This window comes from Rhodococcus sp. NBC_00297 (genome assembly GCF_036173065.1).
Taxonomy (GTDB): domain Bacteria; phylum Actinomycetota; class Actinomycetes; order Mycobacteriales; family Mycobacteriaceae; genus Rhodococcoides.
Window position 1 is genome coordinate 2,423,475 of the sequence record NZ_CP108041.1, and the last position, 26,806, is coordinate 2,450,280.

At 68.8% G+C, this 26,806-nt stretch carries 27 protein-coding genes and 1 pseudogene; 4 read left to right on the forward strand and 24 right to left on the reverse strand.

Features of this window, described 5'->3' with window-relative positions:
- Positions 1–19: 19 nt before the first annotated feature.
- Entirely contained in the window at positions 20–562 is a 543-nt protein-coding gene (locus OG947_RS11555) for a YceI family protein (protein WP_328811885.1), read from the reverse strand.
- A gap of 41 nt (positions 563–603) precedes the next feature.
- Between OG947_RS11555 and OG947_RS11560 the strand changes: the two genes are divergently transcribed.
- Positions 604–1,311 carry a YoaK family protein gene (locus OG947_RS11560; protein ID WP_328811886.1) on the forward strand — a complete coding sequence of 236 codons (708 nt, stop codon included), beginning with the start codon at positions 604–606 and terminating at the stop codon, positions 1,309–1,311.
- Between the two features lie 6 nt (positions 1,312–1,317).
- Here the strand turns inward: OG947_RS11560 and OG947_RS11565 are convergent, their stop codons facing one another.
- Positions 1,318–2,733 (reverse strand): GGDEF domain-containing protein, encoded by a 1,416-nt coding sequence (locus tag OG947_RS11565; RefSeq protein WP_328811887.1) that lies wholly within the window; start codon positions 2,731–2,733, stop codon positions 1,318–1,320.
- Between the two features lie 242 nt (positions 2,734–2,975).
- Between OG947_RS11565 and yczE the strand changes: the two genes are divergently transcribed.
- Positions 2,976–3,671 (forward strand): membrane protein YczE, encoded by a 696-nt coding sequence (gene yczE / locus OG947_RS11570; RefSeq protein ID WP_328811888.1) that lies wholly within the window; start codon positions 2,976–2,978, stop codon positions 3,669–3,671.
- Here the strand turns inward: yczE and OG947_RS11575 are convergent.
- Positions 3,614–4,006: a hypothetical protein gene (locus tag OG947_RS11575; protein ID WP_027506026.1), complete on the reverse strand. Its 393-nt coding sequence runs from the start codon at positions 4,004–4,006 to the stop codon at positions 3,614–3,616. The genes yczE and OG947_RS11575 overlap by 58 nt on opposite strands.
- A gap of 135 nt (positions 4,007–4,141) precedes the next feature.
- Between OG947_RS11575 and OG947_RS11580 the strand changes: the two genes are divergently transcribed.
- Entirely contained in the window at positions 4,142–4,843 is a 702-nt protein-coding gene (locus tag OG947_RS11580; protein WP_328811006.1) for a type 1 glutamine amidotransferase domain-containing protein, read from the forward strand.
- A 133-nt stretch (positions 4,844–4,976) separates the two neighbouring features.
- On the opposite strand, the gene nuoN is transcribed toward OG947_RS11580, so the two are convergent.
- From nuoN to OG947_RS11665, 17 genes are all read right to left on the reverse strand, one after another.
- The gene (nuoN, locus tag OG947_RS11585; RefSeq protein WP_328811889.1) at positions 4,977–6,506 is read right to left on the reverse strand and encodes an NADH-quinone oxidoreductase subunit NuoN; all 1,530 of its coding nucleotides are present in this window, start codon (positions 6,504–6,506) and stop codon (positions 4,977–4,979) included.
- Complete coding sequence (locus OG947_RS11590) at positions 6,503–8,050, reverse strand: NADH-quinone oxidoreductase subunit M (RefSeq protein WP_328811890.1); 1,548 nt, start codon at positions 8,048–8,050, stop codon at positions 6,503–6,505. Before OG947_RS11590 ends, nuoN begins: the two co-directional genes overlap by 4 nt.
- On the reverse strand, positions 8,047–9,933 hold the full coding sequence (gene nuoL / locus OG947_RS11595; protein ID WP_328811891.1) for an NADH-quinone oxidoreductase subunit L: 1,887 nt from the start codon (positions 9,931–9,933) through the stop codon (positions 8,047–8,049). Before nuoL ends, OG947_RS11590 begins: the two co-directional genes overlap by 4 nt.
- A 1-nt stretch (position 9,934) precedes the next feature.
- A complete protein-coding gene (nuoK, locus tag OG947_RS11600; RefSeq protein ID WP_056440973.1) occupies positions 9,935–10,234 on the reverse strand; it encodes an NADH-quinone oxidoreductase subunit NuoK in 300 nt (99 codons plus the stop codon).
- Positions 10,231–10,929, reverse strand: a complete 699-nt coding sequence (locus OG947_RS11605; protein WP_307108070.1) for an NADH-quinone oxidoreductase subunit J — start codon at positions 10,927–10,929, stop codon at positions 10,231–10,233. The genes nuoK and OG947_RS11605 overlap by 4 nt, the downstream gene beginning before the upstream one ends.
- Positions 10,926–11,450, reverse strand: a complete 525-nt coding sequence (nuoI, locus tag OG947_RS11610; protein WP_027506032.1) for an NADH-quinone oxidoreductase subunit NuoI — start codon at positions 11,448–11,450, stop codon at positions 10,926–10,928. Before nuoI ends, OG947_RS11605 begins: the two co-directional genes overlap by 4 nt.
- Entirely contained in the window at positions 11,443–12,717 is a 1,275-nt protein-coding gene (nuoH, locus tag OG947_RS11615; RefSeq protein ID WP_051613413.1) for an NADH-quinone oxidoreductase subunit NuoH, read from the reverse strand. Before nuoH ends, nuoI begins: the two co-directional genes overlap by 8 nt.
- A complete protein-coding gene (locus OG947_RS11620) occupies positions 12,714–15,089 on the reverse strand; it encodes an NADH-quinone oxidoreductase subunit G (protein ID WP_328811892.1) in 2,376 nt (791 codons plus the stop codon). The genes nuoH and OG947_RS11620 overlap by 4 nt, the downstream gene beginning before the upstream one ends.
- The gene (gene nuoF / locus OG947_RS11625; protein ID WP_222629538.1) at positions 15,086–16,402 is read right to left on the reverse strand and encodes an NADH-quinone oxidoreductase subunit NuoF; all 1,317 of its coding nucleotides are present in this window, start codon (positions 16,400–16,402) and stop codon (positions 15,086–15,088) included. Before nuoF ends, OG947_RS11620 begins: the two co-directional genes overlap by 4 nt.
- Positions 16,399–17,247: an NADH-quinone oxidoreductase subunit NuoE gene (nuoE, locus tag OG947_RS11630; protein ID WP_328811893.1), complete on the reverse strand. Its 849-nt coding sequence runs from the start codon at positions 17,245–17,247 to the stop codon at positions 16,399–16,401. Before nuoE ends, nuoF begins: the two co-directional genes overlap by 4 nt.
- A complete protein-coding gene (nuoD, locus tag OG947_RS11635) occupies positions 17,244–18,554 on the reverse strand; it encodes an NADH dehydrogenase (quinone) subunit D (RefSeq protein ID WP_056440985.1) in 1,311 nt (436 codons plus the stop codon). Before nuoD ends, nuoE begins: the two co-directional genes overlap by 4 nt.
- Positions 18,554–19,201, reverse strand: a complete 648-nt coding sequence (locus tag OG947_RS11640; RefSeq protein WP_328811894.1) for an NADH-quinone oxidoreductase subunit C — start codon at positions 19,199–19,201, stop codon at positions 18,554–18,556. Before OG947_RS11640 ends, nuoD begins: the two co-directional genes overlap by 1 nt.
- On the reverse strand, positions 19,198–19,752 hold the full coding sequence (locus OG947_RS11645) for a NuoB/complex I 20 kDa subunit family protein (RefSeq protein ID WP_027506037.1): 555 nt from the start codon (positions 19,750–19,752) through the stop codon (positions 19,198–19,200). Before OG947_RS11645 ends, OG947_RS11640 begins: the two co-directional genes overlap by 4 nt.
- Positions 19,753–19,779: 27 nt before the next feature.
- Positions 19,780–20,139 (reverse strand): NADH-quinone oxidoreductase subunit A, encoded by a 360-nt coding sequence (locus OG947_RS11650; protein ID WP_027506038.1) that lies wholly within the window; start codon positions 20,137–20,139, stop codon positions 19,780–19,782.
- A gap of 181 nt (positions 20,140–20,320) precedes the next feature.
- Positions 20,321–20,713 (reverse strand): Rv3143 family two-component system response regulator, encoded by a 393-nt coding sequence (locus OG947_RS11655; RefSeq protein WP_056440992.1) that lies wholly within the window; start codon positions 20,711–20,713, stop codon positions 20,321–20,323.
- Positions 20,714–20,800: 87 nt separating this feature from the next.
- Positions 20,801–21,430, reverse strand: coding sequence for an MSMEG_1061 family FMN-dependent PPOX-type flavoprotein (locus OG947_RS11660; RefSeq protein WP_307097003.1), 630 nt, complete (start codon positions 21,428–21,430; stop codon positions 20,801–20,803).
- A complete protein-coding gene (locus OG947_RS11665; RefSeq protein ID WP_056440995.1) occupies positions 21,427–22,377 on the reverse strand; it encodes a ring-cleaving dioxygenase in 951 nt (316 codons plus the stop codon). The genes OG947_RS11660 and OG947_RS11665 overlap by 4 nt, the downstream gene beginning before the upstream one ends.
- 120 nt (positions 22,378–22,497) lie before the next feature.
- On the opposite strand from OG947_RS11665, the pseudogene OG947_RS11670 reads away from it, so the two are divergent.
- Positions 22,498–23,339: pseudogene (locus tag OG947_RS11670) on the forward strand (DUF5996 family protein).
- Here the strand turns inward: OG947_RS11670 and OG947_RS11675 are convergent.
- From OG947_RS11675 to OG947_RS11690, 4 genes are all read right to left on the reverse strand, one after another.
- Positions 23,315–24,109 (reverse strand): SDR family NAD(P)-dependent oxidoreductase, encoded by a 795-nt coding sequence (locus tag OG947_RS11675; RefSeq protein ID WP_328811895.1) that lies wholly within the window; start codon positions 24,107–24,109, stop codon positions 23,315–23,317. The pseudogene OG947_RS11670 and the gene OG947_RS11675 overlap by 25 nt on opposite strands.
- Positions 24,110–24,123: 14 nt before the next feature.
- Entirely contained in the window at positions 24,124–24,561 is a 438-nt protein-coding gene (locus tag OG947_RS11680; RefSeq protein ID WP_027506044.1) for a GNAT family N-acetyltransferase, read from the reverse strand.
- 7 nt (positions 24,562–24,568) lie between these two features.
- A complete protein-coding gene (locus tag OG947_RS11685; RefSeq protein WP_328811896.1) occupies positions 24,569–25,810 on the reverse strand; it encodes a dihydrolipoamide acetyltransferase family protein in 1,242 nt (413 codons plus the stop codon).
- Positions 25,811–25,958: 148 nt separating this feature from the next.
- A complete protein-coding gene (locus OG947_RS11690) occupies positions 25,959–26,801 on the reverse strand; it encodes an SGNH/GDSL hydrolase family protein (RefSeq protein WP_328811897.1) in 843 nt (280 codons plus the stop codon).
- Between the last annotated feature and the right edge of the window lie 5 nt (positions 26,802–26,806).

Sequence of the window (26,806 nt, forward strand, 5' to 3'; positions counted from 1 at the left end):
CTGGGAGATCGGGGCAGGGCTACGAGATGGAGGCTGAGAAGGACACGTCGACGTGGTCGACGACCTTCATCGATCCGAGCAGCTGGGAGTAGGGCTTCACGCCGAAGTCCGTCTGCGTCACCACCGCGTCGAAGGCGACGTGCGTCGTCCCGTCGGAGGTGGAGACCGAAAGGTCGACGGTGTGCTCGCGTGTCACGCCGTGGATCGTCAGCGTGCCGTCGAGACGGTAGCCGTCCTTCGTCGATTCGACGGTGGTCGCGTCGTAGCGGATCTCGGGATGGTCCGACGCGTCCAGCGTGCCGAGGGCGTTGGACCGCGCGAGCAACTTCTCGGGGCCGAACATCGGTGTGACGCCGCCCTCGCCACTGACGACCTCCATGGAGTCGACGCGCACCCGAACCGTGACGGCCGTCGGAGCGCCGTCCGACTCGTCGACGGTGACGCTCCAGTCGCGGAACGCGATGGTCAGCCGGTGCCCCATCTTCGACGCTCGACCGGTCACCCCGGTGTGGACGTTCAGCGTGCCGTCCGCCGCGGTCAGGGTCCTGCTCGAGGTGGTCATCACCCGACTGTATCCGCGCTGCTGGGGCAGAATGCGTGGCCGTGACCACACATGGCTTCTCGGACTACGTCGCGCATCCCCGCCACGGGCCGCTACCGATGATCCTGCTGGCCGTCACGGTCGTCACCGGTGCGATCGACGCGCTCAGCCTGCTGGCTCTCGGTCGAGTGTTCGTGGCCAACATGACGGGCAACGTCGTGTTCATCGGTTTCGCACTGGGCGGGGCGCCCGGTTTCTCGTTGTGGGGCTCGGTGCTCGCCCTGGTCGGATTCCTGGTGGGCGCGATGGTCGGTGGAACACTGATCGTGCGAGCCGGTGGTCGACGAGATCATCTGCTGCGCAACGCACTCGTGGTCGAGTTCGTCCTCGCGCTCACGTCGCTGATCGCTGCGATTCTCATGGTGGACGGTCCCGGCCGCGGATACGTCATCGTCGTGCTGCTCGCGCTGGGCCTGGGGCTGCAGAATGCGGCGGTGCGGCATCTCGCCGTCCCGGACATGACCACCACCGTGCTGACAATGGCCCTCACCGGCATCGGGTCCGATCTCCGGAAACGGGACGGGGCGGCTGTACTGCGTCGGCTCTCCTCCGTCGTCGCCATGTTCCTCGGTGCGATCCTGGGCACCGTGGTGGTGTTGCATTCGGGTGTGGTGGCGACGCTGGTGCTCGTGGCCGCGCTGTTCGCGGCGATCCTCGTGGTCGTGTGGGCGGTGGGGCGCCGCGAGCGACCATGGCAGGTCGCCGCCTGACGTAGGTCAGTCGAGGCTGACCGCGACCACCGTGTTCCGGCCGCGTCGCTTCGCGTCGTACAGCGCATGATCCGCGGACACGAGCAGCGGCGAGACGGACTGCGGGGCGTAGCTCGTCCAGGCCAACCCTATGCTCACCGTCGCCGTGCGCGACGAGAGTACGTGCAGCCGTTCGTGATCGCGGCGGATCGAGTCGGCGATGGAGGCGGCGTCCTCCTGATCCGCGTGCGGGAGGAGGATTGCGAACTCCTCACCGCCCATGCGCCCGGCGATCGCGTCGTCCGGTAGGGCACCGAGGATGCAGGCGGCGCTGCGGACCAACGCGATGTCGCCCACGGCGTGGCCGAGCGTGTCGTTGATGGACTTGAAGTGGTCGAGGTCGAGCATGAGCAGCGCGACCGGCCGCGAGTCGGTGATGAGGGTGTCGAGGCGCTGCTGGCTCCGTCGCAGGAAGGCGGCGCGGGAGAGGACGCCGGTGAGACTGTCGTACTCGAGGGCCTCGCGGAGCTTGTTCTGCACGGCCATCCGGTCCAGCGACACGGCGGCGACCAGCAGCGGTCCGAGTGCGACCAACGCGACGGACAGCACCGCGGAGGCGCCGTCCTGGCCGTCCGCGCCCAGCAACCCACCGGTCTGGAGTTCCCCGCGTCCGAGGAAGAGCAGCGTCCATGCGGACCACAGTGCGGTGAGCAACGCGGTGCCGAAGATGGGGATGCGGGTGGCGCACCAGAGCAGTGCGGGCAGCGGCAGCGCGAGCAGCAACGGGCCCTGGACGATGAGACCGGCCAGCATCAGCAGGACGGTCAACGCGATCGGTGCCGTCTCACCCGTGATCAGGCGTCGGAGCGAGGCGGGGCCGGTCCGTCGGCGCGGCGTCGACGCGCGGAAGGACAGTAGGACGGGGACGATCAGTAGGTAGCTCGTGAGCTCGGATCCGAACCAGCTCAGAGCCTCGACGGCGGGTGCGTGCGGTCCCAGCCGGCTGCTCGAGAGGGTGGCGACGGTCGTCGACAGGAGGGCGGCGACAACGATGCCGAGGCACATTCTGGCGAAGTCCGCGGATCCCGCGAGGGTCATCGGCTCGGGGTGCCGCCGCCGGATCACCAGCGTGCCTCCGAGGACCCCGACGATGTTCGCGACATTGAACGCGACCGCAGCGTAGACGTCGGTACCCGAGACGAGGTCCGCGGTGACGAGGGCGAGCAGCGCTGCGACGGCCGCCGGCGCGGTGAAGGTGCGGGGCCAGCGCACGAAGACGCTCAGCGCCACCGCGTTGGCCACCCACACCGAGGCAAGAAGTCCCGGTGGCCGCGAATGGATTCCGATGATTGCCGCGATGAAGACGGCGGCGGTCAGGAGGGCGACGTCGGTCGCGGCGCGCGCGGCCGGACTGCGCATGTCCGGCTCGGCTGTCGCAGGCAAGGTCGTCCTTCGCATGGACGGGAACCCCCTGTGACATCTCAGTCGTCCCCAACGGCTTCGTTGTTATCGAGTGCAGTATCTACTACCGCAACCGCACGTGGCGACCGATGCGACAGACTGCTCACTCGCGCTGAGGCGCCGCGCTCGCCCACGTCTCCGGTTCCGGTACGGGGACCGATATTCAGTCCACTGCCGGTCGGTGGACTGGACTCGAGCAGCGGACGGGCGGACAGACTCGAGACATGAACGCCCGCGACCTCGCACTCCGGACCACCCTGCTCGTGGGTGGCCTCACGCTCTACGGCACGTCGATGGCCATGATGATCACCGGTGGTCTCGGGCTCAACCCGTGGGACGGGTTCCACCAGGGGCTGGCCGCACGGCTCCCGATCAGTTTCGGGGCGATCACGGCGGTGACGGGCGTGATGGTGCTGCTGCTGTGGATCCCGTTGCGTCAGCGGCCGGGCATCGGAACCGTCGCGAACATCGTCATCATCGCGGTGAGCGTCGACCTCGCGCTGGACTGGCTGCCCGAAGTCGCCTCGATCCCGTCACGCGCAGCGCTGCTCACCGGAGGAGTCGTGCTCAACGGTCTCGCCACGGCGGCCTACATCTCGGCCGGCCTGGGCGCGGGTCCGCGCGACGGCCTGATGACAGGACTCGTCGCGCGGAGCGGACTGTCCGTGCGCCTGGTGCGCACGGCCATCGAACTCGCGGTGCTGGGAACCGGATGGCTCCTCGGCGGCACGGCCGGTGTGGGGACGGTGCTGTACGCGCTCGCGATCGGCCCGCTGGTGCACTTCTTCCTCGGCGTGATGCCCCAGAAGTTCACGGCCCAGAAGTTCACGGCCCGGAAGTGCACGGTGCGAGCAGGAGGAGATCACTCCTCGGTGGAGAGCTCCGAACCGGCCGACAGGATCCCGACCGAGACACCGTAGGGAAGGAAGCGGACCTTGCGATTCGGATCCACGTTGTCCCGGTGGGCACGCAGAGCATCGAGTTCGGTCGCGAAGACCTGATCGACGCTCGCCGACCCGTCGGAGTCGACGGAGTAGACGGCCCACACCCCGTCGCCCTTCTGACCCGTGGTCTCCGGCTCCGGGGTGGACTTGGTCGCGGCGGGCGTGAACATGCCGACCCACGGAGCGCCTCCGCCCGATTGATCGGCCATCTTCATGGCCTGGCCCAGCATGTCCCGCAGGCCCTCGCCCGCTTCGCGAGCGACGCGCTCGAAGTCCTCGGGATCGAAACCGAACTGTCCTTTACCGCTCATGGTGTACCTCGCAGAGTGTGGTGTGACGGGCTTTACTCCCCCAACGACCGGTGAGCTTCATCCGTTCCCGGGTCAGTACGGCTCGGACGGGTACACCATGACGGCAAGTATCCCTCGACGAACGGACATCACCGCATGACGAAGCTTCTGTACGTGGTCACCGGATCGGATCACTGGACGCTGAAGGACGGAACCGCGCACCCCACCGGGTACTGGGCGGAGGAGCTCGTCGAGTCGCACCGGACCTTCACCGAGGCCGGCTGGGACATCGTCGTCGCGACGCCCGGTGGTGTGACCCCGACCGTCGACGAGGGATCGCTGGCCGTCGAGGCGAACGGCGGCGACGAGGCCAAGGTCGCCGACCTGAAGTCGTACCTGGAGTCGGTGAAGGACGTGCTCGCGTCACCCGCGCGCCTCGAGGACCAGACGGCGTCGTCCTTCGACGCGATCTTCGTCCCCGGTGGCCACGGTCCGATGGAAGACCTCGCGGTGTCGGACGACTTCGGCGCCCTGGTCACCGAGTTCCTCGACTCGGGCAAGATCGTGTCGGCCGTGTGCCACGCACCCGCCGCGCTGCTGTCGGCGAAGCGCGACGACGGCAGCTGGCCCTTCTCCGGCTACCAGCTCACGGGCTTCACCAACCAGGAGGAGGAGCAGGCCGGACTGGCCGACAAGGCGCCCTGGCTGCTCGAGACCCGTCTGCGCGACGGTGGAGCGAGCTTCTCGGCGGCGGATGCCTGGTCGCCCCACGTCATCGTCGACCGCACCGTCTACACCGGCCAGAACCCGGCATCGACCAAGGCATTGGCGGATCGTCTCGTCTCTGCTCTGAGCTGACGGCACCCTCGCTGACTCCCGGCGCCCGCTGACCCTCCCTGCCGCCCCCGCGAGTACGTCCACACTGTCGCGATTCCCCGCCGATTCACGACGGTTCGGACGTACTCGCCGGGAGCGGGCGGGGGGAAGGGGGTCAGACCATCGCGGCTGCAGCCCGCTCGGCGAGGTCGAGCAGCGGTTGCGGGAAGACCCCGAGCACCACGGTGGCGACGGCCGAGACGGCGACGGCCACGGTCGCGCCCGTTCCGTGGGTGATCGTCGCCGAGGGTCCCTCCGGTTCGGTGAAGAACAGCACCACGATGACGCGGATGTAGAACGACGCGGCGATGGCACTGCTGACGACGCCGACGATCACCAGCGCGGCACCGCCGTCCTCGAGTGCGGCCTGGAAGACGGCGAATTTGCTCGTGAAGCCGCTCGTCGACGGGATGCCGGCGAAGGCGAGCAGGAACAGCGCGAAGGCCGCTGCGGTCAGGGGCGACGATCGTCCGAGGCCCGCCCACCGGGACAGTTCGGTGACCTCGCCGCCCTGATCCCGCACGAGGGACACCACGGCGAAGGCGCCGAGTGTGCTGAAGGCGTAGGCCGCGAGATAGAACAGCGTGGCGGACACGCCCGCCGCTCCCGCGGAGACACCCGTGAGGATGAAGCCCGCGTGGGCGATCGACGAGTACGCCAGCATCCGCGTGACGTCGGTCTGCGCCACCGCGATCACGGCTCCCACGAGCATGGTGACGATGGCGACGGCCCACAGCATCGGCCGCCACGCGTCCTGGAGATCGGGCACGCCCACGACGAGAATGCGCAGCAGCGCGCCGAAGGCCGCCACCTTCGTGGCCGAGGCCATGAACGCGGTCACGGGCGTGGGTGCGCCCTGGTACACGTCGGGGATCCACGAATGAAACGGCACCGCACCGACTTTGAACAGCAGGCCGACGGCCACGAGACCGACCCCCAGCACGCCGAGAACCTGGTCCCCGTCGGCCACATCGGCGATGTCGTCGAGTCGGACGCTGCCCGCGTAGCCGTAGAGCAGCGCCGTGCCGAACAGAAAGAAGGCCGACGAGAACGCTCCGAGGAGGAAGTACTTGAGCGACGCCTCCTGGGACAGCAGACGCCGACGACGCGCGAGCCCGCACAGCAGGTACAGCGGGAGCGAGAGCACCTCCAGCGCGACGAACATGCTCAGCAGATCGTTCGAGGCCGGCAACACCATCATGCCGCCGACGGCGAACAGGGTGAGCGGGTAGATCTCGGTACGGGTGACCCGGGCGGTGACGGCACGGGCCTCGGCGACCGTGCCCGGCACCGTGGACGCCGCGGGCGTGAAGGCATCGACCGCAGCCACTTCGGGATGGTCGGACGAGCGATGCGCCATCAGTACGACCGACGCCGCGGACACCGCGACGATGACCCCCTGCAGGAACAGTGTGGGCCCGTCCGCGGCCACCGACCCCACCGCGGCGACGGTGCTGGTTCCGGCCAGCGCGACGACGGCGGCGAACGCTGCCGCGAGTGCGCCGAGGGCGAGCACGAGATGGGTGACTCGGCGCCGATCGGCGGGAACGAACGCCTCGACCAGGACGCCGATCACCGCGGCCGCCAGAACGATGATCATGGGCGACAGCAGGCTGTACTCGAGGGACGGGGTGTCGATGGTCATGGCGCGGCCACTCCTGTCTCGAGTTGCTCGACCGATGTGCGTTCGACGGCCGGCGTGAGGATGTCCAGCGCTGGTCTCGGGTACACGCCCAGCGCGATGACGAGCACGAGAAGTGGAGCAACGACGGCGATCTCGCGCGGCACGAGATCGCGGATCCGTTCCGAGCCGGCGGCGACGGGCCCGGTCATCACCCGTTGATACAGCCACAGCACGTAGATCGCCGAGAGCACCAGCGCCGACGCCGCGATCACCGCCGCGACGCCGTAGCGCGGGAACGTTCCCACGAGGACCAGGAATTCGCTGACGAACGGGGCGAGTCCGGGAAGCGACAGAGTGGCCAGTCCGGCGACGAGGAACGTGCCGGCGAGCACGGGCGCCACCTTCTGCACACCCCCGTGGTCGGCGATGAGCGCGCTCCCGCGCCGGGTGACGAGGAACCCTGCGACGAGGAACAGTGCGGCCGTGGCGATCCCGTGGTTCACCATGTACAGCGCGGACCCCGCCTGCGACTGGCTCGTCATGGCGAAGATGCCGAGGATGATGAACCCGAAGTGCGAGATGGAGGTGTACGCGATGAGGCGCATGATGTCGGTCGCGCCGATCGCCAGCACCGCGCCGTAGACGATCCCGACGACGGCGAGCGTGATCACCGCCGGCGCGAAGGTCGCCGACGACTCCGGGAACAGCTGCAGGCAGTACCGCAGCATCCCGAAGGTGCCCACCTTGTCGACGACGGCCATCATCAGCACCGCGGTCGCCGGGGTGCTCTCGGTCGCCGCGCCGGGCAACCAGGTGTGCAGCGGCCACAGCGGCGCCTTCACGGCGAAGGCCACGAGGAATCCCAGGAACAGCGCGTTCAGTACGCCGGGCGAGGCACCGAGTTCGCCGGCCGCCGCGGCGTCCGCGATGGCGCGCAGGTCGAACGTGCCGGCCGAGAAGGGACTCGCATCCGAGGCGGTGACGACGTACAGGCCGATGACGGCCGCCAGCATGACGAGCCCGCCCGCGAGGTTGTAGAGCAGGAAGGTCACCGAGGCGGAACGCGCTCGTCCGGCATCACGGCCGAAGCCGCCGATGAGGAAGTACATCGGCACGAGCATGGCCTCGAAGAAGAGGTAGAAGAGCAGGATGTCGAGGGAGACGAACGAGACCATGACCATCGACTCGACGACGAGGATCAACGCGACGTAGGTGTGGGTGCGGCGTGAGCGCGACGCGGGTGGGGTGTCGTTCCACCCGGCCAGCAGGAGGATCGGGACCAGGACAGCGGTCAGCAGTGCGAGAGTCAGTGCGATGCCGTCGATCCCGAGTGTGTAGCCCGCACCGAAGCTCGGGATCCACTCGTGCTCCTCCACGAACTGGTATCCCGGCGCGCCCGCCTCGAATCCGATCGCACACAGCACGGCGAGGATCAGCACGACGCACGATGTCGTGAGCCCCACCGCGCGGGCGGCCGCAGACCGGGTGGGCGGCACGGCGATCACTGCCAGCGCTCCGATCAGCGGGAGGAGCCAGAGCGCGCTCAGCACGGGAAGGTCGGTCATCGCGTCACTCCCAGTGCCACGGTCAGGACGACGACCACCAGGACGGCCCCGGCGAACATCGAGAGGGCGTACGACCGGACGAACCCGTTCTGCCACCGGCGCAGTCGTGTGGAGGACTCCCGGACCGCGGTGGCGACGGCACTCACCATTCCCTCGACGCCGACGCGGTCGGCGGTGACCACCGCGGCGGTCGCCCGCTGACCCGGCCGCATGAAGACGGCCTCGTTCACCGCGTCCCCGTACAGATCTCGGCGAGCGGCCGCGGTGAGGACCGACCCCGTGGGTGCGGTCACCGGGACCGCCGATCGGCCGTACATGCGCACGGCCACGCCCACCCCCGAGGCGACGGTCACGAGCACCGCGAGGGTGACGGCCCACGCGGGTACGAGGTGTGCGGGGTCGTGTTCACCGACGACCGGGGCGAGCCATCCCTCCAATCGGGTGCCGATCGCGAGAAGCGCACCGGCACCGACGGATCCGACGCCCAGCACGATCATCGGGCCGGTCATGCTCGCGGGTGCCTCGTGCGGGTGGACTCCGCTCCGCCACCGCCGCTCGCCGAAGAACGTGAGGATCATGACCCGCGTCATGTAGAAGGCGGTCAGTCCCGCGCCGACCAGGGTGGCCGCGCCGAGCGCCGCACCCTTCGCACCGCCGGCGTCGATCGCGGCCTCGATGATGCCGTCCTTCGAGAAGAACCCCGAGAACGGTGGGACACCGATGATGGCGAGATAGGCCAGCCCGAACGTCACGTAGGTGATGGGCAGAACGGTGCGCAGTCCGCCGTACCGCCGCATGTCCGTCTCGTCGTTCGTCGCGTGCATCACGGACCCGGCGCCGAGGAACAGGCCGGCCTTGAAGAATCCGTGCGTGAGCAGGTGCAGGATCGCGACCGCGTACCCGGCGGGGCCGAGACCGGCCGCGAGAACCATGTACCCGATCTGGCTCATCGTCGACGCGGCCAGAGCCTTCTTGATGTCGTCCTTCGCGCAGCCGATGACGGCCCCGAAGAGCAGCGTCACGGCGCCGACCAGCACGACGACGTTCTGGGCGGCCGGGGACGCTTCGAAGACGGGCCCGGACCGGACGATGAGGTACACACCGGCGGTGACCATCGTCGCGGCGTGGATGAGCGCCGAGACGGGCGTCGGGCCCTCCATCGCGTCACCCAGCCACGATTGCAGCGGCACCTGCGCCGACTTGCCGCACGCGGCGAGCAGGAGGACGAGGCCGAGGGCGGTCGCGGTGCCATCGCCCATGCCGTCGACCCCGGCGAACACGTCGTCGTACGAGACGGATCCGACGGACGAGATCATGATCATCAGCGCGACGGCCAGTCCGATGTCGCCGACACGATTGACGACGAACGCCTTGCGTGCGGCCGAGGCCGCCGACGGCCGGGTGGACCAGAACCCGATCAACAGGTACGACGCGAGGCCCACGCCCTCCCATCCGACGTACAGGCCGAGGAAGTTGTCCGCCATGACCAGCAGCAGCATCGCGGCCACGAACAGATTGAGGTACGCGAAGAATCGGCGGCGCGCGGGATCGTCCCGCATGTACCCGATCGAGTACACGTGGATGAGGGTTCCGACGCCGGTGACGAGCAGGACGAAGCACACCGACAGCTGGTCGAGGCGGAGACCGAACTCGATCTGCAGCGACTCGACCGGAACGTAGGTGAAGACCGTCTGCGAGAGCGCGCGGTCCTCCGCTGCCCGCCCGGCCATGTCGACGAAGGCGACGACGGCCAGCGCGAACGACGCGAGCATCGCCGCGCACGCGAGGAGGTGGCCCCACGCATCGCTCCGGCGTCCACCCAGCAGCAGCACGACGGCTCCGGCGAGGGGAATGAGCGGCAGCAGAACCAGAGTCGTCGCCATGTCAGTACTTCAACAGACTGTCGTCGTCGACCGAGACGGATCGACGAGAGCGGAAGATCGCCATGATGACGGCCAGACCCACCACCACCTCGGCGGCGGCGACGACCATCGTGAAGAACGCGAAGACCTGTCCGTCCAGTCCGCCGTGCATCCGCGAGAACGTCACGAAGGCCAGGTTCGCGGCGTTGAGCATCAGCTCGATGCACATGAAGACGACGATGGCGTTGCGGCGCAGGAGGACACCGGCGGCGCCGATGGTGAACAGGGCCGCGGACAGGTACAGGTAGTACTCCGGGTTCATCGGCTCGGCCCGTCGCGGAACTGCCGACTGACCGACGACTCGGCGTCGCTGCCGTCGGGGAGACGAGCGGGCCGGTCCACACCGTTGTGGCGTGCGTAGACACCCGGGCTCGGCAGCGGTGTCACGCGGTCTCCGAAGCGGAACCTGTCCTGCGACAGCTCCTTCTGGGTTCTGGTCCGGCCGACGGCGTCCCGGTGGGTCAGCACCATGGCACCGATCGTGGCAGTGATGAGCAGCGCTCCGGTGAGCTCGAAGGCCCACACGTAGCGCACGAACACCAGCTCGGCGAGCCCCTCGACGTTCGCCGGCGACTGCGCGGTGAAGCCGCGGAAGTCGTTCAGCGCGGCATTGCCGAGCCCCCCGATCAGCAGGACACCGAATCCGAGACCCACGACGATGGCCGCGATGCGGTGCCCCCGTAGCGATTCGACGAGCGAGTCCGACGAGTCCACCCCCACGAGCATGAGTACGAAGAGGAAGAGCATCATCACGGCGCCGGTGTAGACCACGATCTGGACGACACCGAGGAAGACGGCACCCTGGACGATGTAGAAGATCGCGAGCACCACCATCGTCGATGCCAGGAACAGAGCCGAATACACGGCTTTCGCCGACGCCACGACGCCCAGCGCGCCGATGAGAGCGAGCGGGGCGAGGATCCAGAAGGCGATGGCCTCGGAGGTCGAGACGATCATCGGTCCGCCTCCCGCCGGGCGATGACGGCCCCGCGGTAGTAGTCCTCGTCGGTGGCGCCGTCGGCCATGGCGTGCGGGGGCGCGTCCATCCCCTCGGCGAGCGAGGCCAACAGATCGGTCTTCTCGTAGATCAGATCGGCCCGGTTGTCGTCGGCCATCTCGTACTCGTTGGTCATGGTCAGCGCGCGCGTGGGGCACGCCTCGATGCACAGTCCGCAGCCGATGCACCGCAGATAGTTGATCTGGTACACCCGGCCGTACCGCTCACCGGGCGAGTACCGTTCGGTCTCCGTGTTGTCCGCGCCCTCGACGTAGATGGCGTCGGCGGGGCAGGCCCACGCGCACAGTTCGCAGCCGATGCACTTCTCCAGGCCGTCCGCGTAGCGATTCAGCTGGTGACGGCCGTGGTACCGCGTCGCCGTCGGTACCTTCTCCTCCGGATACGACTCGGTCTCCGGCTTCTTGAACATGGTGGCGAAGGTGACGCCGAAACCCGCCACAGGTCCCAGGAATTCAGGCATCGGTCGTCTCCTTGGTGATGGGTCGAGGGCGTGCCGGACCGGGTGAGCGGTCCGGCATCGGAGGCACGGGGAACCCGCCCGCCGCGGCATCGACCCCCTGCTGGTCCGCCGTCGCACCGGAGTGGGTCCGTTCCAGGCGCCCACGCCGTAGCGTCCGGGCGAGCACGGCGATCAGGGCGGCGGTGTAGACCAGTGACACCACCACGGTGACCGGCCGGACGTGCGGGGAGTCGAGGAGGAGGACGCGCACGGCCGCGATGACCATGATCCACAGCAGCGCAGCGGGAATGAGCACCTTCCACCCGAAGTTCATGAACTGGTCGTAGCGCAGGCGTGGCAGGGTGCTGCGGAGCCAGACGAAGACGAACAGGAAGCCCCACACCTTGATCGTGAACCAGAGAACGGGCCACCAGCCCTGATTGGCGCCGTCCCACAGGCTGATCGGGAAGGGGGCGCGCCAGCCGCCGAGAAAAAGCGTGGTCGCGAGCGCCGAGACGGTGACCATGTTCACGTACTCCGCGAGCATGAACATGGCGAACCGGAGCGAGGAGTACTCGGTGTGGAATCCGCCGACCAGTTCGCCCTCCGCCTCGGGGAGATCGAACGGCGCACGGTTGGTCTCGCCCACCATCGAGGTGATGTAGACGAGGAACGACGGCAGCAGCATCACGACGAACCACAGGCGCTCCTGCGAGGCGACGATGCCGGACGTCGACATGGTGCCCGCGTAGAGGAACACGGCCGCGAAGCTCAGGCCCATGGCCACCTCGTACGAGATCACCTGCGCGGTCGAGCGCAGTGCTCCCAGAAGCGGATACGTGGAACCGGACGACCACCCGGCCAGGACGATGCCGTACACACCGATCGAGGTCACGGCCAGGATGTAGAGCACCGCGACGGGCATGTCGGTCAGCTGGAGCGGGGTGATGTGCCCGAACACCGACACGGTGGGGCCGAACGGGATCACGGCGAAGGCCATGAAGGCGGGGACGACCGAGATGATCGGTGCCAGCAGGTAGATCGGACGGTCCACGCCCCTCGGGACGATCCCCTCCTTCAGGGCGAGCTTCACACCGTCGGCGAGGCTCTGCAGGATGCCCCACGGCCCGACCCTGTTGGGGCCGATGCGCATCTGCATCCAGGCCATGACCTTGCGCTCGGCGTAGATCGCGATGAGCGGTGTCAGCACGAGGAAGCCGAAGACGGCGAGCGCCTTGGCGACGACCAGCCACAGTGGGTCGATCCCGAAGACGGAGAGGTCGGTCATGACGGTGCTCCTGCCGAGAGACGCACGGCGGCACCTGGTGCGACGTGGAGGGTCGCACTCACTCGGGACGGTGCCGAGTTCCACGGCAGCCACACCACGTGGTCCGGCATGGCGGTGACGCGGAGCGGCAGCGTGATCGACCCCGAGTCGGTGGAGACGGTCAGTGGCTCACCGTCGGACACCCCGGTGTCGGCCGCGGTCGCGGGCGACAGCCGGGCGACGGGGGTCCGCGCCGTGCCGGCGAGATCGGTCTCCCCGTCCTGCATCCGCCCGGCGTCGAGCAGCATCCGCCAGCCGGCCAGTACGGCGGTTCCTGCGCCGAGGGCGGTCGGTGCCGCGCTGCCGCGGTCCGGAACGTCGGGGGATCCGGGTGCCGACCCGGCCGCGTCGAGTTCGCGGCGTGCCGCGTCGGCGTCCGGCAGTCCGAGGCGGTGACCCATCTCGGTGGCGATCGCGTCGAGGACCCGCAGGTCGGCCATCATGGACGGCGTCGGGAGTGCTGCTCCGAACGTGCGCCGGCGGCCTTCCCAGGTGGTGAACGATCCGGCTTTCTGCGCGACGGCGGCGACCGGGAACACGACGTCGGCCCGGTCGGTCACCTCGCTGCTGCGCAGATCCAGTGCGACGACGAAGGGGGCTCGGTCGAGCGCGGCGCGGGCCGCGTCGGGATCGGGGAGGTCGTCGAGCTCGACACCGGCCACGACGAGCGCGCGGAGGTCGGCGCCGAGGATGCCGACCGTGTCCCGGCCCGGTGTCGCCGGCAGATCGTCGACACCCCACGCCGCGGCCACCGCGTGCCGAGCCGCGGGGTCGTCCACCCGGCGACCTCCGTGCAGGAGGGTGGGGAACGCACCCGCGTCGAGGGCGCCGCGGTCACCGGCACGGCGGGGGATCCACGCGACGCGGGCGCCGGTGGTGTCGGCGGTGCGCGCGACCGCGGCGAGGGTGCCGGGGCTCGACGCCGCGCGCTCGCCGACGAGGATCACCGCGCCCGGCACGCGCAGCTGGTCGAGCACGTCCGGGTCCGCCAGCCCCGCGGCCTCCGTCCCCGGCACCGTGGGACGCACGTCGGCTCTCAGCTTCGTGCTGCCGGGCGACGTGAAGGGCGCCAGTGTCAGTACGCGAGTGTGTCCCCCGCGCACTGCCTTCCGCAGGCGGAGGAAGACGATGGGGCTCTCCTCCTCCGGTTCGAAGGACACGAGGACGACGATCGGTGCGTCCTCGAGTGCCGCGTACGTGACGTCGATCCCGCGGCCGGCCACCCGAGCGGACAGGAAGTCGGTCTCCTCCTCGGAGGTCTGGCGGGCCCGGAAGTCGATGTCGTTGGTACCCAGCGCGATCCGCGCGAACTTGCTGTAGGCATACGCGTCCTCGACGGTGAGACGGCCACCGGTGAGCACCCCGGCGTGTCCGCGAGCCTCCGCCAGGCCCCGAGCGGCCACCGCCAGGGCCTCCGACCACGACGCGGGCTCGAGGGTGGTTCCGCGTCGGACCAGCGGGGTGTCGAGGCGATCGGGCAGCGTGCCGTACGCGAACGCCCAGCGGCCCTTGTCGCAGCTCCATTCCTCGTTGACCTCGGGATCGTCGCCGGCCAACCGACGCAACACCTTTCCGCGGCGATGGTCCGTGCGCTGGGCGCACCCACTGGAGCAGTGCTCGCAGACGCTGGGAGTCGACACCAGGTCGAAGGGCCGCGCGCGGAATCGGTAGGCGGTGTTGGTGAGTGCACCCACCGGGCAGATCTGCACGGTGTTGCCGGAGAAGTACGACTCGAACGGCTCGGCGCCGTAGATGCCGACCTGTTGCAGCGCACCGCGTTCGAGCAGATCGATGAACGGGTCACCGGCGATCTGCTCGGAGAAGCGCGTGCACCGGGCGCAGAGGACGCACCGCTCCCGGTCGAGCAGGACCTCGGTCGACAGGGGGATCGGCTTGGGATACGTGCGTTTGGTCTCCGTGAAGCGCGACTCGGTGCGGCCGGTGGACATGGCCTGGTTCTGCAGCGGGCACTCGCCACCCTTGTCGCACACCGGGCAGTCGAGCGGATGGTTGATCAGGAGCAGTTCCATCACTCCGCGCTGCGCCTTCTCGGCGATCTCCGAGCTGTGCTGCGTCCGGATCACCATGCCGTCGGACACCGTGGTGGTGCACGACGCCAAGGGCTTGCGTTGGCCCTCGACGTCGACCAGGCACTGCCGGCACGCGCCGACCGGGTCGAGCAGCGGGTGGTCGCAGAACCGCGGGATCTGCACACCGAGCATCTCGGCCGCCCGGATGACCAGGGTGCCTTTCGGGACCGACATCGGGACGCCGTCGAGGGTGATGTCCACCGTCGTCTCGGCGCGCGCGCCGTCGTTCTGCACCGCGGTCATGTCAGTTGTCCTGCCATCAGGGTGGAGAGGTGCGGATCGAAGGGGCATCCACCCTGCTCCACGTGCGCCACGTACTCGTCCCGGAAGTGGGCGATCGACGAGACGATGGGGCTGGCCGCCCCGTCTCCCAACGCGCAGAACGACTTTCCCAGGATGCTGTCGGCGACGTCGAGCAGCTTCTGCAGGTCACCCTCCGATCCGGTGCCGTTCTCGAGGCGCGCGAGTATCTGCACCAGCCAGTAGGTGCCCTCGCGGCAGGGGGTGCACTTCCCGCACGATTCGTGCGCGTAGAACTCGCTCCAGCGACGGACCGCGCGGACCACGCAGGTCGTCTCGTCGAAGATCTGGAGCGCTTTCGTGCCGAGCATCGATCCCGCGGCGCTCACACCCTCGTAGTCGAGCGGGACGTCGAGGTGCTCGGCCGTGAAGATCGGGGTGGAGGATCCGCCGGGTGTCCAGAACTTCAGCGTGTGCCCGGCGCGGACACCGCCCGCGTGCTCGAGCAACTCGCGCAGCGTGATGCCGAGCGGCGCCTCGTACTGTCCGGGGCGGGTGACGTGGCCGGAGAGCGAGTACAGCGTGAAGCCGGGTGACTTCTCACTGCCCATCGAGCGGAACCATTGCGTCCCGCGCGCCAGGACCGTCGGCACACTCGCGATGGACTCGACGTTGTTGACGACGGTGGGGCTCGCGTAGAGGCCCGCCACGGCGGGGAACGGTGGCCGCAGCCGGGGCTGGCCGCGTCGCCCCTCGAGGGAGTCGAGCAGTGCGGTCTCCTCGCCGCAGATGTAGGCGCCCGCCCCCGCATGGACGACGAGGTCCAGATCGAACCCGGAGCCCTGGATGTCCGTGCCCAGATACCCCGCGGCGTAGGCCTCGGCGACCGCGGCCTGCAGCCGCCGCAGCACCGGCACCACCTCACCGCGGAGGTAGACGAACGCGTGCGACGAGCGGATGGCGTACGCCGCGATCACGATGCCTTCGACCAGCGCGTGGGGTGTGGCCATCAGCAGCGGCATGTCCTTGCACGTGCCCGGCTCCGACTCGTCGGCGTTCACCACCAGGTAGTGCGGCACGGTCTGGTCCGCGGGTGTCGGGCCGTCCTGGGGGATGAAGCTCCACTTCGTGCCGGTGGGGAAGCCGGCGCCGCCGCGACCACGCAGGCCCGAGTCCTTGACCGTGCCGATCACCTCGTCGGGTGTCATCGCCAGGGCTGCGGCGAGACCGTCGTACCCGCCGTGGCGGCGGTAGGTGTCCAGAGTCCAGGACTCGGGCTCGTCCCAGTAGCGGCTCAGAACCGGGGTGAGTGTCACGGCCGGACCTCCTTCGCTGCAGTGCCGCCCGGGTGGGGCACATCGGCAGACGGGGCGGGCGCGGGCTTGTCCGGGGTGGAGTCCGTCGGCGGTTCGGCTGCCGCCGCCGCGTCGGGTTCCGCGTGCTCGGGGGCGCGCATGTCCTTCTCCCGCGCGACACGCAGGCCTGCCAGCGTCGCCTCGCCGGCGGTCGGTGCGTCGAGCGCGCCGGGCCGGGGGTCGGGAAAGCCCGCCAGGATGCGCGAGGTCTCGCGGAAGGTGCACAGGGTCGCACCGCGCGTCGGGGTGACCGGGCGCCCGGCGCGGAGTTCGTCGACCAGCGTGCGCGCCGACTCGGGAGTCTGGTTGTCGAAGAACTCCCAGTTCACCATCACCACCGGTGCGTAGTCGCAGGCGGCGTTGCACTCGATGTGTTCGAGCGTCACGGTGCCGTCCGTGACGCCGTCGAGGTGGTCGACGAGGGCCTCGTGAATGGCGTCCCCGCCCATCACGGCGCAGAGAGTGTTGGTGCACACGCCGACGAGGTAGTCGCCTGTCGGCTCGCGGCGGTACATCGAGTAGAACGTCGCCACCGCCGCGACCTCGGCACCCGTGAGGTCGAGTGTGTGCGAACAGAAGTCGATCGCGGCGGGGGTGAGGTACCCGTCCTCGGCCTGGAGCAGATGAAGGATCGGGATGATCGCGGACCGGGCGCGCGGGTAGCGGGCCACGATGGTGGCGGCGTCCGCCTCGAGGCGAGCCAGCACGTCCTCGGGGTAGGTCCGCCGGGCGCCTGGTCGCACGAGTTGGACGCGTTCCTCCGGACGGGGTCCGAAGGGTATCGCCACCGGTTCCCGTGTGCTCATCGGTCCACCCCACCCATCACGGGATCGATGCTCGCCACGGACGCGATCACGTCGGACACCATGCCGCCCTCGCACATCGCCGCGACGGCCTGCAGATTGGTGAACGACGGGTCCCGGAAGTGCACACGGTAGGGCCGGGATCCACCGTCGGAGACCATGTGCACACCCAGCTCGCCGCGGGGTGACTCCACCGCGACGTACACCTGTCCCTCGGGCACGCGGATGCCCTCGGTGACGAGCTTGAAGTGGTGGATCAGCGACTCCATCGATCCGTCCATGATCTTCTGCACGTGCTCGCGGGAGTTGCCCAGTCCGTCGGGGCCCGAGACCAGGTCCGCAGGCCACGCGATCTTCTTGTCCGATACCATCACGGGCCCCGGCGCCAGTCGGTCGAGGCACTGTTCGACGATCTTCAGCGACTCGCTCATCTCGTCGACACGGATGAGATACCGCGCGTAGCAGTCACTCTCCTGTTCGGTGATCACGTCGAACTCGTAGGTCTCGTAACCGCAGTAGGGCTCCGCGCGACGGAGATCGTGGGGCAAGCCCGTGGCACGCAGCACCGGACCCGTGATTCCGAGCGCCATGCATCCGGTGAGATCGAGGTACCCGATGCCGCGGGTCCGACCCTTCCAGATGGGGTTGTCGTCCAGCATCGCGCTCATGTCGCGCAGGCGGATCGGCAACAGGTGCAGCAGGTCCCGGATCTTCGGCACGGCGTCGTCGGGCAGGTCCATCGCCAGCCCGCCCGGCCGGACGAACGCGTGATTCATCCGCAGGCCCGTGATCGTCTCGAAGATGTCGAGGATCAGTTCACGTTCCCGGAATCCGAAGAGCATGGCGGTGACCGCGCCGAGCTCCATGCCGCCGGTGGCCAGAGCGACCAGGTGCGAGGAGATGCGGTTGAGTTCCATCAGCAACACCCGGATCACGGTCGCGCGTTCCGGCACGTCGTCGGTGATGCCGAGCAGCTTCTCCACGCCGAGGCAGTACGCCGTCTCGTTGAAGAAGGGCGACAGGTAGTCCATCCGCGTCACGTAGGTGACGCCCTGCGTCCAGTTCCGGTACTCGAGGTTCTTCTCGATACCGGTGTGCAGGTAGCCGATTCCGCACCGCGCCTCGGTGACGGTCTCCCCCTCGATCTCGAGGATGAGGCGGAGGACCCCGTGCGTGGAGGGGTGCTGCGGTCCCATGTTGACGACGATGCGCTCCTCACCGGCGGTGCCGGCCAGGTCGACGATCTCGTCCCAGTCCTGGCCCGACGCGGTGTAGACGGTCGGCGTGGTGTGATCCTTCTCGAGTGTCATCAGTTGTACGACCTGCGCTGATCGGGGGGCGCGATCCGCGCGCCCTTGAACTCCACCGGGATGCCGCCCAGCGGGTAATCCTTGCGTTGTGGGTGCCCCACCCAATCGTCGGGCATCTCGATGCGTGTCAGGGACGGGTGCCCGTCGAACTCGATGCCGAAGAAGTCGTACGTCTCGCGCTCGTGCCAGTCGGTGGTGGGGTAGATGCCGCACAGCGACGGAATGTGCGGGTCGGACTCCGGCACAGACACTTCGAGACGCAACCGACGACCGTGCGTGATGGACTGCAGATGGTAGACGGCGTGCAGCTCGCGTCCGGTCTCGCCGGGCTGGTGGACGCCACTGACGCCGAGACACAGTTCGAAGCGGAGTGCCTCGTCGTCGCGTAGCGCGGACGCGACAGCGGGCAGGTGCGTACGCGCGATGTGCAGAGTCAGCTCACCGCGGTGGAGCACGGCACGCTCGACGGCGTCGTCCCAACGTTCGCCCCGAGCCGCGAGCGCCGACTCCAGTGCGTCCGCCACGACGTCGTGGTCCCCACCGAACGGTCGACTCGCGTTGTCGTGTCGGGGTTTCGGCGGCGCCAGGCGGCCGTAACCCGACGTGTCGCCCGAACCGCGCACTCCGAACATGCCCCGCGCTCTCATCGCAGCAGCGTCTTCGCGTCGATGACGGACGGAGAACTCAGCGCGGCCTTCTCGGTCTCGGCGATGGCCCTCTCGCGGTCGACGCCCAGCGGCATCGCCTGGATCGACGCGTGCAACTGCAGGATGGCGTTGATCAGCATCTCGGGCCGCGGCGGACAACCGGGCAGATAGATGTCGACCGGTACCACGTGGTCGACGCCCTGCACGATGGCGTAGTTGTTGAACATTCCTCCCGAGGACGCGCAGACACCCATCGCCAGAACCCATTTCGGCTCGGCCATCTGGTCGTACACCTGCCGGAGCACCGGTGCCATCTTCTGGCTCACCCGTCCCGCGACGATCATGAGATCGGCCTGGCGGGGGGAGGCGCGGAAGGCCTCCATACCGAACCGGGCGAGATCGAACCGGCCGGACGTCGTCGACATCATCTCGATCGCACAGCACGCCAGTCCGAAGGTCGCGGGCCACAGAGACCCCTTGCGGGCGAAGCCGGCGAGGCCTTCGACAGTGGTCAGCAGGAAGCCGCTCGGCAGCTTCTCTTCCAATCCCATGCGATCACTTCTTCCACGGCGAGTGGATCAGTCCCAGCTGAGACCTCCACGACGCCACTCGTATGCGTAGGCGACGGAAACGTTGACGATGAACAGGGCCATCGCGGCGAGACCGAACACACCCAGTGCCTCGAAGTGCACAGCCCACGGGTAGAGGAACACGATCTCGATGTCGAAGATGATGAAAAGCATTGCAGTGAGGTAGAACTTGACCGGAAAGCGACCGCCGCCGATGTGCTGCGGTGTGGGCTCGACGCCACATTCGTACGCGTCGAGCTTGGCGCGGTTGTATCGCTTCGGTCCCACTTCCGATGCCACGAGGACCGAGAACAGCGCGAAGGCGACCGCGATCGCGCCGAGAACGAGGACCGGCACATATGCGTTCATGCCACTCGAACTCCTGCCCGTGTCATGGGTTCCGACCGGAACCGCCCTACGCCTCGAGGTGATCTGTGCCACACAGTAGGACTTTTTCGTCGCGATGGGTCCGGTTTGGTGACTCGGGCTCACAATCGTCGCGAATCGGTGATCCCCCGGCGTCGTCACAGATCGGAGATCCGGCGGGGCCTCAGGCAGGGTCGCGGAGCAGTCCCACCACGGCGCGGCCGAGTTCGAGTGGGTCGATCGGGTGCGACACCGACGCGTCGGCACGCGACCAGGTGGCCAACCACGCGTCGTCGGGGCGGCCGGTGAGCACGAGAAGTGGTGGACACGGGTCGATCTCGTCGCGCAGTTGCTTCGCGAGGCCCATCCCGCCGACGGGAGCGCTCTCGCCGTCGAGGATCACCAGATCGACACCGCCGCGATCCAGGTGCTCGATCACGACGGGCGCCGTCGCCACGTCGAGATACTCGATCTCGGGCAGGTCGGGGTGCGGGCGACGGCCCAGCGCCTGGTGGACGAGCGCCCGCGTGGACGCGTGGCTGCTGTAGATCAGCACCGACAATGTTGCGTCCGCCACGGGTGGGACGTTACCCAGTGCGCTTCGCGCCCGTGCGCCTTTTGCGTATGCCTGGATGCGCAAGGGGCGCACAGGCGCGGAGCGCATCTACGACCGGTACAGCGACTCCTCGTATGCCGGCCCGTAGTACGCCCGCAGTTCCTCGAGCGATTCCGGCGAGTCGGGGATCAGCGTCTTGGAGATCTCTGCGACCGTCGGCAGCACCGACGGATTCCAGGTGCCCGGCTCCCACAGCCGTGACCGCAGGAACGCCTTGGCGCAGTGATGGAAGACCTGCTCGATGTCGACGACGAGCGCGAGGATCGGGCGGTGTCCTTTGACCACGAGGTCGTCGAAGAACGGCGCGTCGGAGATCAACCGCGCGCGGCCGTTGATGCGCAGCGTGTCCCCGCGTCCGGGGACCAAAAAGTCGAGCCCCACGAACGGGTTGCTCAGCACGTTGCGGTATCCGTCCATCCGCTTGTTGCCGGGCCGTTCCGCCAGCGCGATGGTGGCGTCGTCGAGGACGTGCACCAGCGAGCCGGGCGGGTCTCCCTTCGGCGAGACGTCGCACCGTCCGGTCTCGTCGGCGGTGGCCACCAGGCAGAACGGCGAGGCCGCGAGGAAGTCGCGGTCGAGCGGATGCAGCCGGGGGCGATCCTTGTGGGCGGCGCGGAAGCTCGGCGTGCCGAACATCGCCGTCAGCGTCTCGCCGTCGGTCACCTGTGTCCACGTCACGACGCGTCACCCACCGGGAGTGCCGGGAGATTCTGCTCGATCTGCTCCCGCGTCGGCTCGAGCCACGGCGGCAGCTTCAACGAGCGCCCGAGTTCGAGCAGTGGCTCGTCGACGTCGAATCCCGGCGCCTCGGTCGCGATCTCGAACAGCACGCCGCCCGGCTCCCGGAAGTAGATCGACTGGAAGTACTGCCGGTCCAGGATCTCGGTGACGTGCGCGCCGCTGTCGACCAGCTCGGTGCGCCAGGCGGTGAGCGTCTCGTGGTCGGGCGCACGGAAGGCGACGTGGTGAACGGTGCCGCCTGCCTGCAGACCACGGTCGCTGCGGTCGGTGACGACGTCGACCAGCGCGCCCGCGCCGCCCGCGGCCATGGCGAACCGCGCGCTCGCGGCACCGTCCGCGGCGACGGTCATGCTCATCCGGTCGGTGAGCAGCTCGGCTGTCGCGTCGAGTGTCGTCTCGGTGAGGGTGACCGAGTGCAGTCCACGCACCGCGTGTTCGGTGGGCACCGATGCCACGCCGTCCCAGCCGGAGCGGGTGTCCCCGTCGGAGGCGATCAGGTCGAGGACCATGCCGTCGTGGTCGTACAGGCGCAGGACCTCGTCGTCGCCGCGGGTCACCGGCGCCTCGACGCGCACGTTCAGCTCCCGGAGCCGGTCGTGCCAGAAGGACAGCGACGAGCCCGGAACGCTGAACGCTGTCGAGGTCGCGAGTCCGGTTCCCTGTCGTCCGCGCTCGACGTCCTTCCACGGGAAGAAGGTGATGAGCGACGACGGGCTACCGCGGAAGTCCCCGTAATACAGGTGGTAGGTGCCGGGGTCGTCGAAGTTGACGGTCTGCTTCACCAACCGCAGGCCGAGCACGCGCGTGTAGAACTCCACGTTCCGGCCGGGGTCCGACGCGATGGCGGTGACGTGGTGAAGACCGAGAGGGGCGAGTGTCGTCATGGGACCATCGTCCTACGTGTGCGCCGATATCTCCGTGAAAGGGATGCAGTGACCGAAACGAACGATGCCTGGCCGGAACTCGTCGTGGACTCGTGGCAGGACACCCGCGACACCGTGCACATGTGGACGCAGATCGTCGGCAAGGTGCGCATGGCTCTGGCGCCACCGCTCAACCACTGGTGGGGCGTGACGTCCTACGTCGATGCGTCCGGACTCACCACCTCGCTCATGCCGTACCGCGGCGGCGGAGTCGAGATCCGCTTCGACTTCCTCCGACACCGGCTGACCATCGAGACCACGTGGGGCGACGCACGCGAGATGGAGTTGCGGCCGCGCACGGTCGCGGACTTCCACGACGAGTTCTTCGCCCACCTCGAGGCGCTCGGGGTCCACGTCTCGATCATGGGCTCCCCCGTCGAGGTCGACCCGTCGATTCCGTTCGCTGAGGACACCGTGCATGCCAGCTACGACGCCGAAGCGATGACGCGATACTGGCGCTCGCTGGTGTCGGCTCATCGGGTGTTCTCCGCGTTCCGCGGCGGGTTCCGCGGGAAGTCCAGTCCGTCCCACTTCTTCTGGGGGCCTTCGACCTGGCTGTGACCCGGTTCTCGGGTCGCCCCGCGGCGCAGCATCCGGGCGGGGTGCCCAACTGCCCCGACTGGGTGATGCACGAGGCCTACAACGAGGAGGTGTCGAGCGCCGGGTACTGGCCCGGCGGGGCGTCGGAGGGCATCTTCTACTCGTACGCCTACCCGCAACCCGACGGCTTCGACACCGCGGTCGTCGAGCCGGCGCAGGCGTACTTCGATCGCGATCTCGGCGAGTTCGTGCTCCCCTACTCGGCGGTGCGTGAGGCCGAGGACGGCGATGCCCTGCTGCGGGAGTTCCTCGAGAGCACTGCACGCATCGCCGCGGACCTCGCGGAGTGGCCCGACGGTCAGGGCAGGATCGAGTCCACGTAGCCGCCGTCGACGCGCAGTGCGCCGCCCGTGGTGGCCGACGCGAGAGGTGAACTGAGGTAGACCACCATGTTGGCGATCTCCTCGGGCTCGATGAGTCGCTGGATCAGGCTCTGCGGGCGGTACTTCACCATGAACTCGTGCTGCGCCTCGTCCCACGGCAACTCGTCGCCCACCAGATCGCGGACGAAGGTCTCGACACCTCCCGTGTGTGTCGGTCCGGCGATGACGGAGTTGACGGTCACGCCCGAGCCGGCCGCCTCCTTCGCGAAGCCGCGCGACACCGCGAGCAGCGCGGTCTTGGACATGCCGTAATGGATCATCTCGGCCGGAATCACGACGGCCGAGTCGCTGGCGATCGACAGGATCCGGCCCCAGCCCCGGTCCTTCATACCCGGAAGGTAGGCGCGGATCAAACGCACGGCGGCGAGGACATTGACCTCGAAATAGCGGCGCCACTCGTCGTCGTCGATCTCCAGAGCCGGTGTGGCGCCGAAGATTCCGAGATTGTTCACCAGGACGTCGACATCGGGGTGTGCCTGCACCAGGGCGCGTGTGCCGTCCTCCGTGCTGACGTCCGCCGGGGCCGCGACGACCGTCGCTTCGGGTACCTCCGCGGTGAGACGGTCGAGTGCCGCACCGACGGACGCGTCGGACCTGCCGTTGATCAGCACGGTCGCTCCCGCTCGGGCGAGGCCGACGGCGATGGCGTAGCCGATGCCCTGCGTGGAACCCGTGACGAGGGCTGTCCGGCCGCTCAGATCGATCTGCATGTGTCCTCCTGGTGTCAGGTACGGGTCAGCAGCATCGGCAGGTGGTCTATTCCTGCCTCCAGATAGTTCGGCCCGGTGCGCACGAAGCCGAGGCGCACGTACCACTCCTCCAGGTAGGCCTGGGCGGAGATCGCGACGTCGGTGCCCGCGAACTCGATCGCCGCCCGCACCAGGTCGGCGGCCAGCCCGCGTCCGCGTGCCGCCGACGCCGTGGCGACGCGGCCGATGTGGGCCGGCACCTCGTCCTGCAACACCCGCAGTGTCGCGAGCACGTCGCCGTTCGGCTCCTCCGACCAGAACAAGGTGGTCGTGGGTTCGAGATCGCGCCCGTCGATCTCCTGCTCGCCGACGATGCCCTGCTCGTGAATGAACACCTCGGTGCGCAACTGCAGGACGCGGTACAGCGCAACGGGATCGACGTCTCGAACGGTGGCGTGATGGATGCTGGTCACCGCACCACTATCCCAGGGCCGCGAACCCCACCGGATCCGAGAGCAGGGTCGCGACGGTGGACAGGAACTTGGAGCCCTGTTCGCCGTCGACGAGCCGGTGGTCGAACGATAGACTAAGGGTCGTGACGTGTCGCAGCGCGATCTCCCCGCGGTACTCCCACGGCTGACGCCGGACGGCCCCGAAGCACAGGATGGCGGCCTCGCCGGGCGTGAGGATCGGGGTGCCCGAATCGATGCCGAACACGCCGATGTTGGTGATCGTGATGGTCCCGTCGGCGAGCTCCGCCGGACCGGTCTTCCCCTCCTTGGCGACGGCGGTGAGCGCGGACAGTGACGAGCACAGGTCGCGGAATCCGAGGGTCTGCGCGTTCTTGATGTTGGGAACCATCAGCCCGCGCGGTGTCGCCGCGGCGATACCGAGGTTCACGTACTTCTTGGTGACGATCTCGTTCGCCGCCTCGTCCCACGACGAGTTGAGGCTCGGGTGCTCCCGGACGGCGATGAGCAGGGCCTTCGCGACGAGAGCGAGCGGCGTCACGCGGACGCCGGCCAGCAGTGGGCTCGCCTTCAGCTCGTCGAGCAACTCCATCATCGGTGTGACGTCGACGGTGACGAACTCGGTGACGTGCGGCGCGGTGAACGCGCTGCGCACCATGGCCTCGGCGGTGTGCTTGCGGACGCCCTTGATCGGCGTGCGCTCCTCGTCCGCGTGCGGCGCGGAGGAGACGGCCAGGTCGTCGCGGGTCACGTTGCCGTGCGGTCCCGTCGGGGCCACGGTCGCGAGGTCGATACCGCGCTCACGCGCTTCCTTGCGTACCTGCGGCGCGGCCAGGGGCCGACGACTCGATGTCTCCTCCGCGACGCCGTAGCCGACGAGGACGGGCGTCCGCGTCGGCGCGGCCCCGACCGTCTCGGACTCCGCCTTCTCGACCGACGGCTCGGGACGCGCGTCGGCTGCCGCCTCGTCGGCGGTCTCGGGCGAGGCCGGACCGGTCGTCGCCGGACCCGCCACCTCGATGTCGAGGAACGGTGCGCCCACGTCGATGGTGGTGCCCTCCTCGGCGTGCCGCGCCACGACCACGCCGGCATAGGGAGACGGCAGTTCGACGGACGCCTTCGCGGTCTCGACCTCGGCGATGGTCTGGTTGAGCGTGATGGTGTCGCCGACGTCGACCGACCAGGTGAGCAGCTCGGCGTCGGCGAGCCCCTCGCCGAGGTCCGGCAGCAGGAATGTCTTGACCGTGGACATGGCGGATGCTCCTCGTGAGTGCACTCGTAAACGCTGTGTGTCAGGTCACACAATCACCACGCCGCACAGTGCGCAAGAGACGGCCGACCGAGTGAGCACGATGACCAACGGCGGCGGTCGAGCGAGGCAGTCGGTCGTGCACCGTGCGTCAGCGCAGTGCAGCCACGATCTCGCGCGCGGTGTTCTCGTGACTTTCCGCCGTGGGGTGCAGCGGCACCACCGCGTCCGGAGACGTCGGCACCGCGCCGACCATCCAGCTGTCGGCCGCACACACGTCGTGGTCACGGGTGGTCGGCGCGAGGTCGACGAACGTGTCGTCGTGCGCGGCGGCGGCGCGACTCATCACCGAGTTGAGCTGATCGATGCGGGCCTGTAGGTAGGTCGCGTCCGCGGGCCGCACGGGCTGCGAGTCGAGGCAGCCACCGGGCCGGATGCCGGTGGGATACCCGACCATCACCACCTGCGCGGCCGGCGCCCGGCGGGCGATCTCGTCGAGGATCGTGTCGTACGTCGCGGCGAAGGCGTCGATACGGTCGCTGTAGGTGTCCGGACGATCGGAGCACGACGGCGTCAGAGGAGCCGGGAGCACGCTGATACAGCCCGCCGCGAGCTGAACCAACTGGATGTCGTTGCCGCCGATTCCCAGGGTGACGAGCGTGGTGTCCGGACCGAGCGCGTCGAACTGCGGTGCGGCGACTCCGCCGCCGAGCCCGGTCTGCGGTCCCGCGAGGTTCTCGCTCTCCGCGGCGCCGCACGTCACGTCGCGCACCGTGTCGATGCCGAGTTCGCGAGCGACGAGCGTGGGATAGTTCACCGCGGACCGGCCGCAGATCCCGGACGGTGTCTGCGGTGCGATTCCGCTGCCGGCGGAGAACGAATCTCCCAGCGCGACATACGCACCGGGTGCCGGCGCGGCGGTCGCGGGAGCGGCGGACAGAGTGCTCGCGGCGGCGGCAGCCGCCACTGCGACGACGAGTCGGCGTGTCGACATGCGCG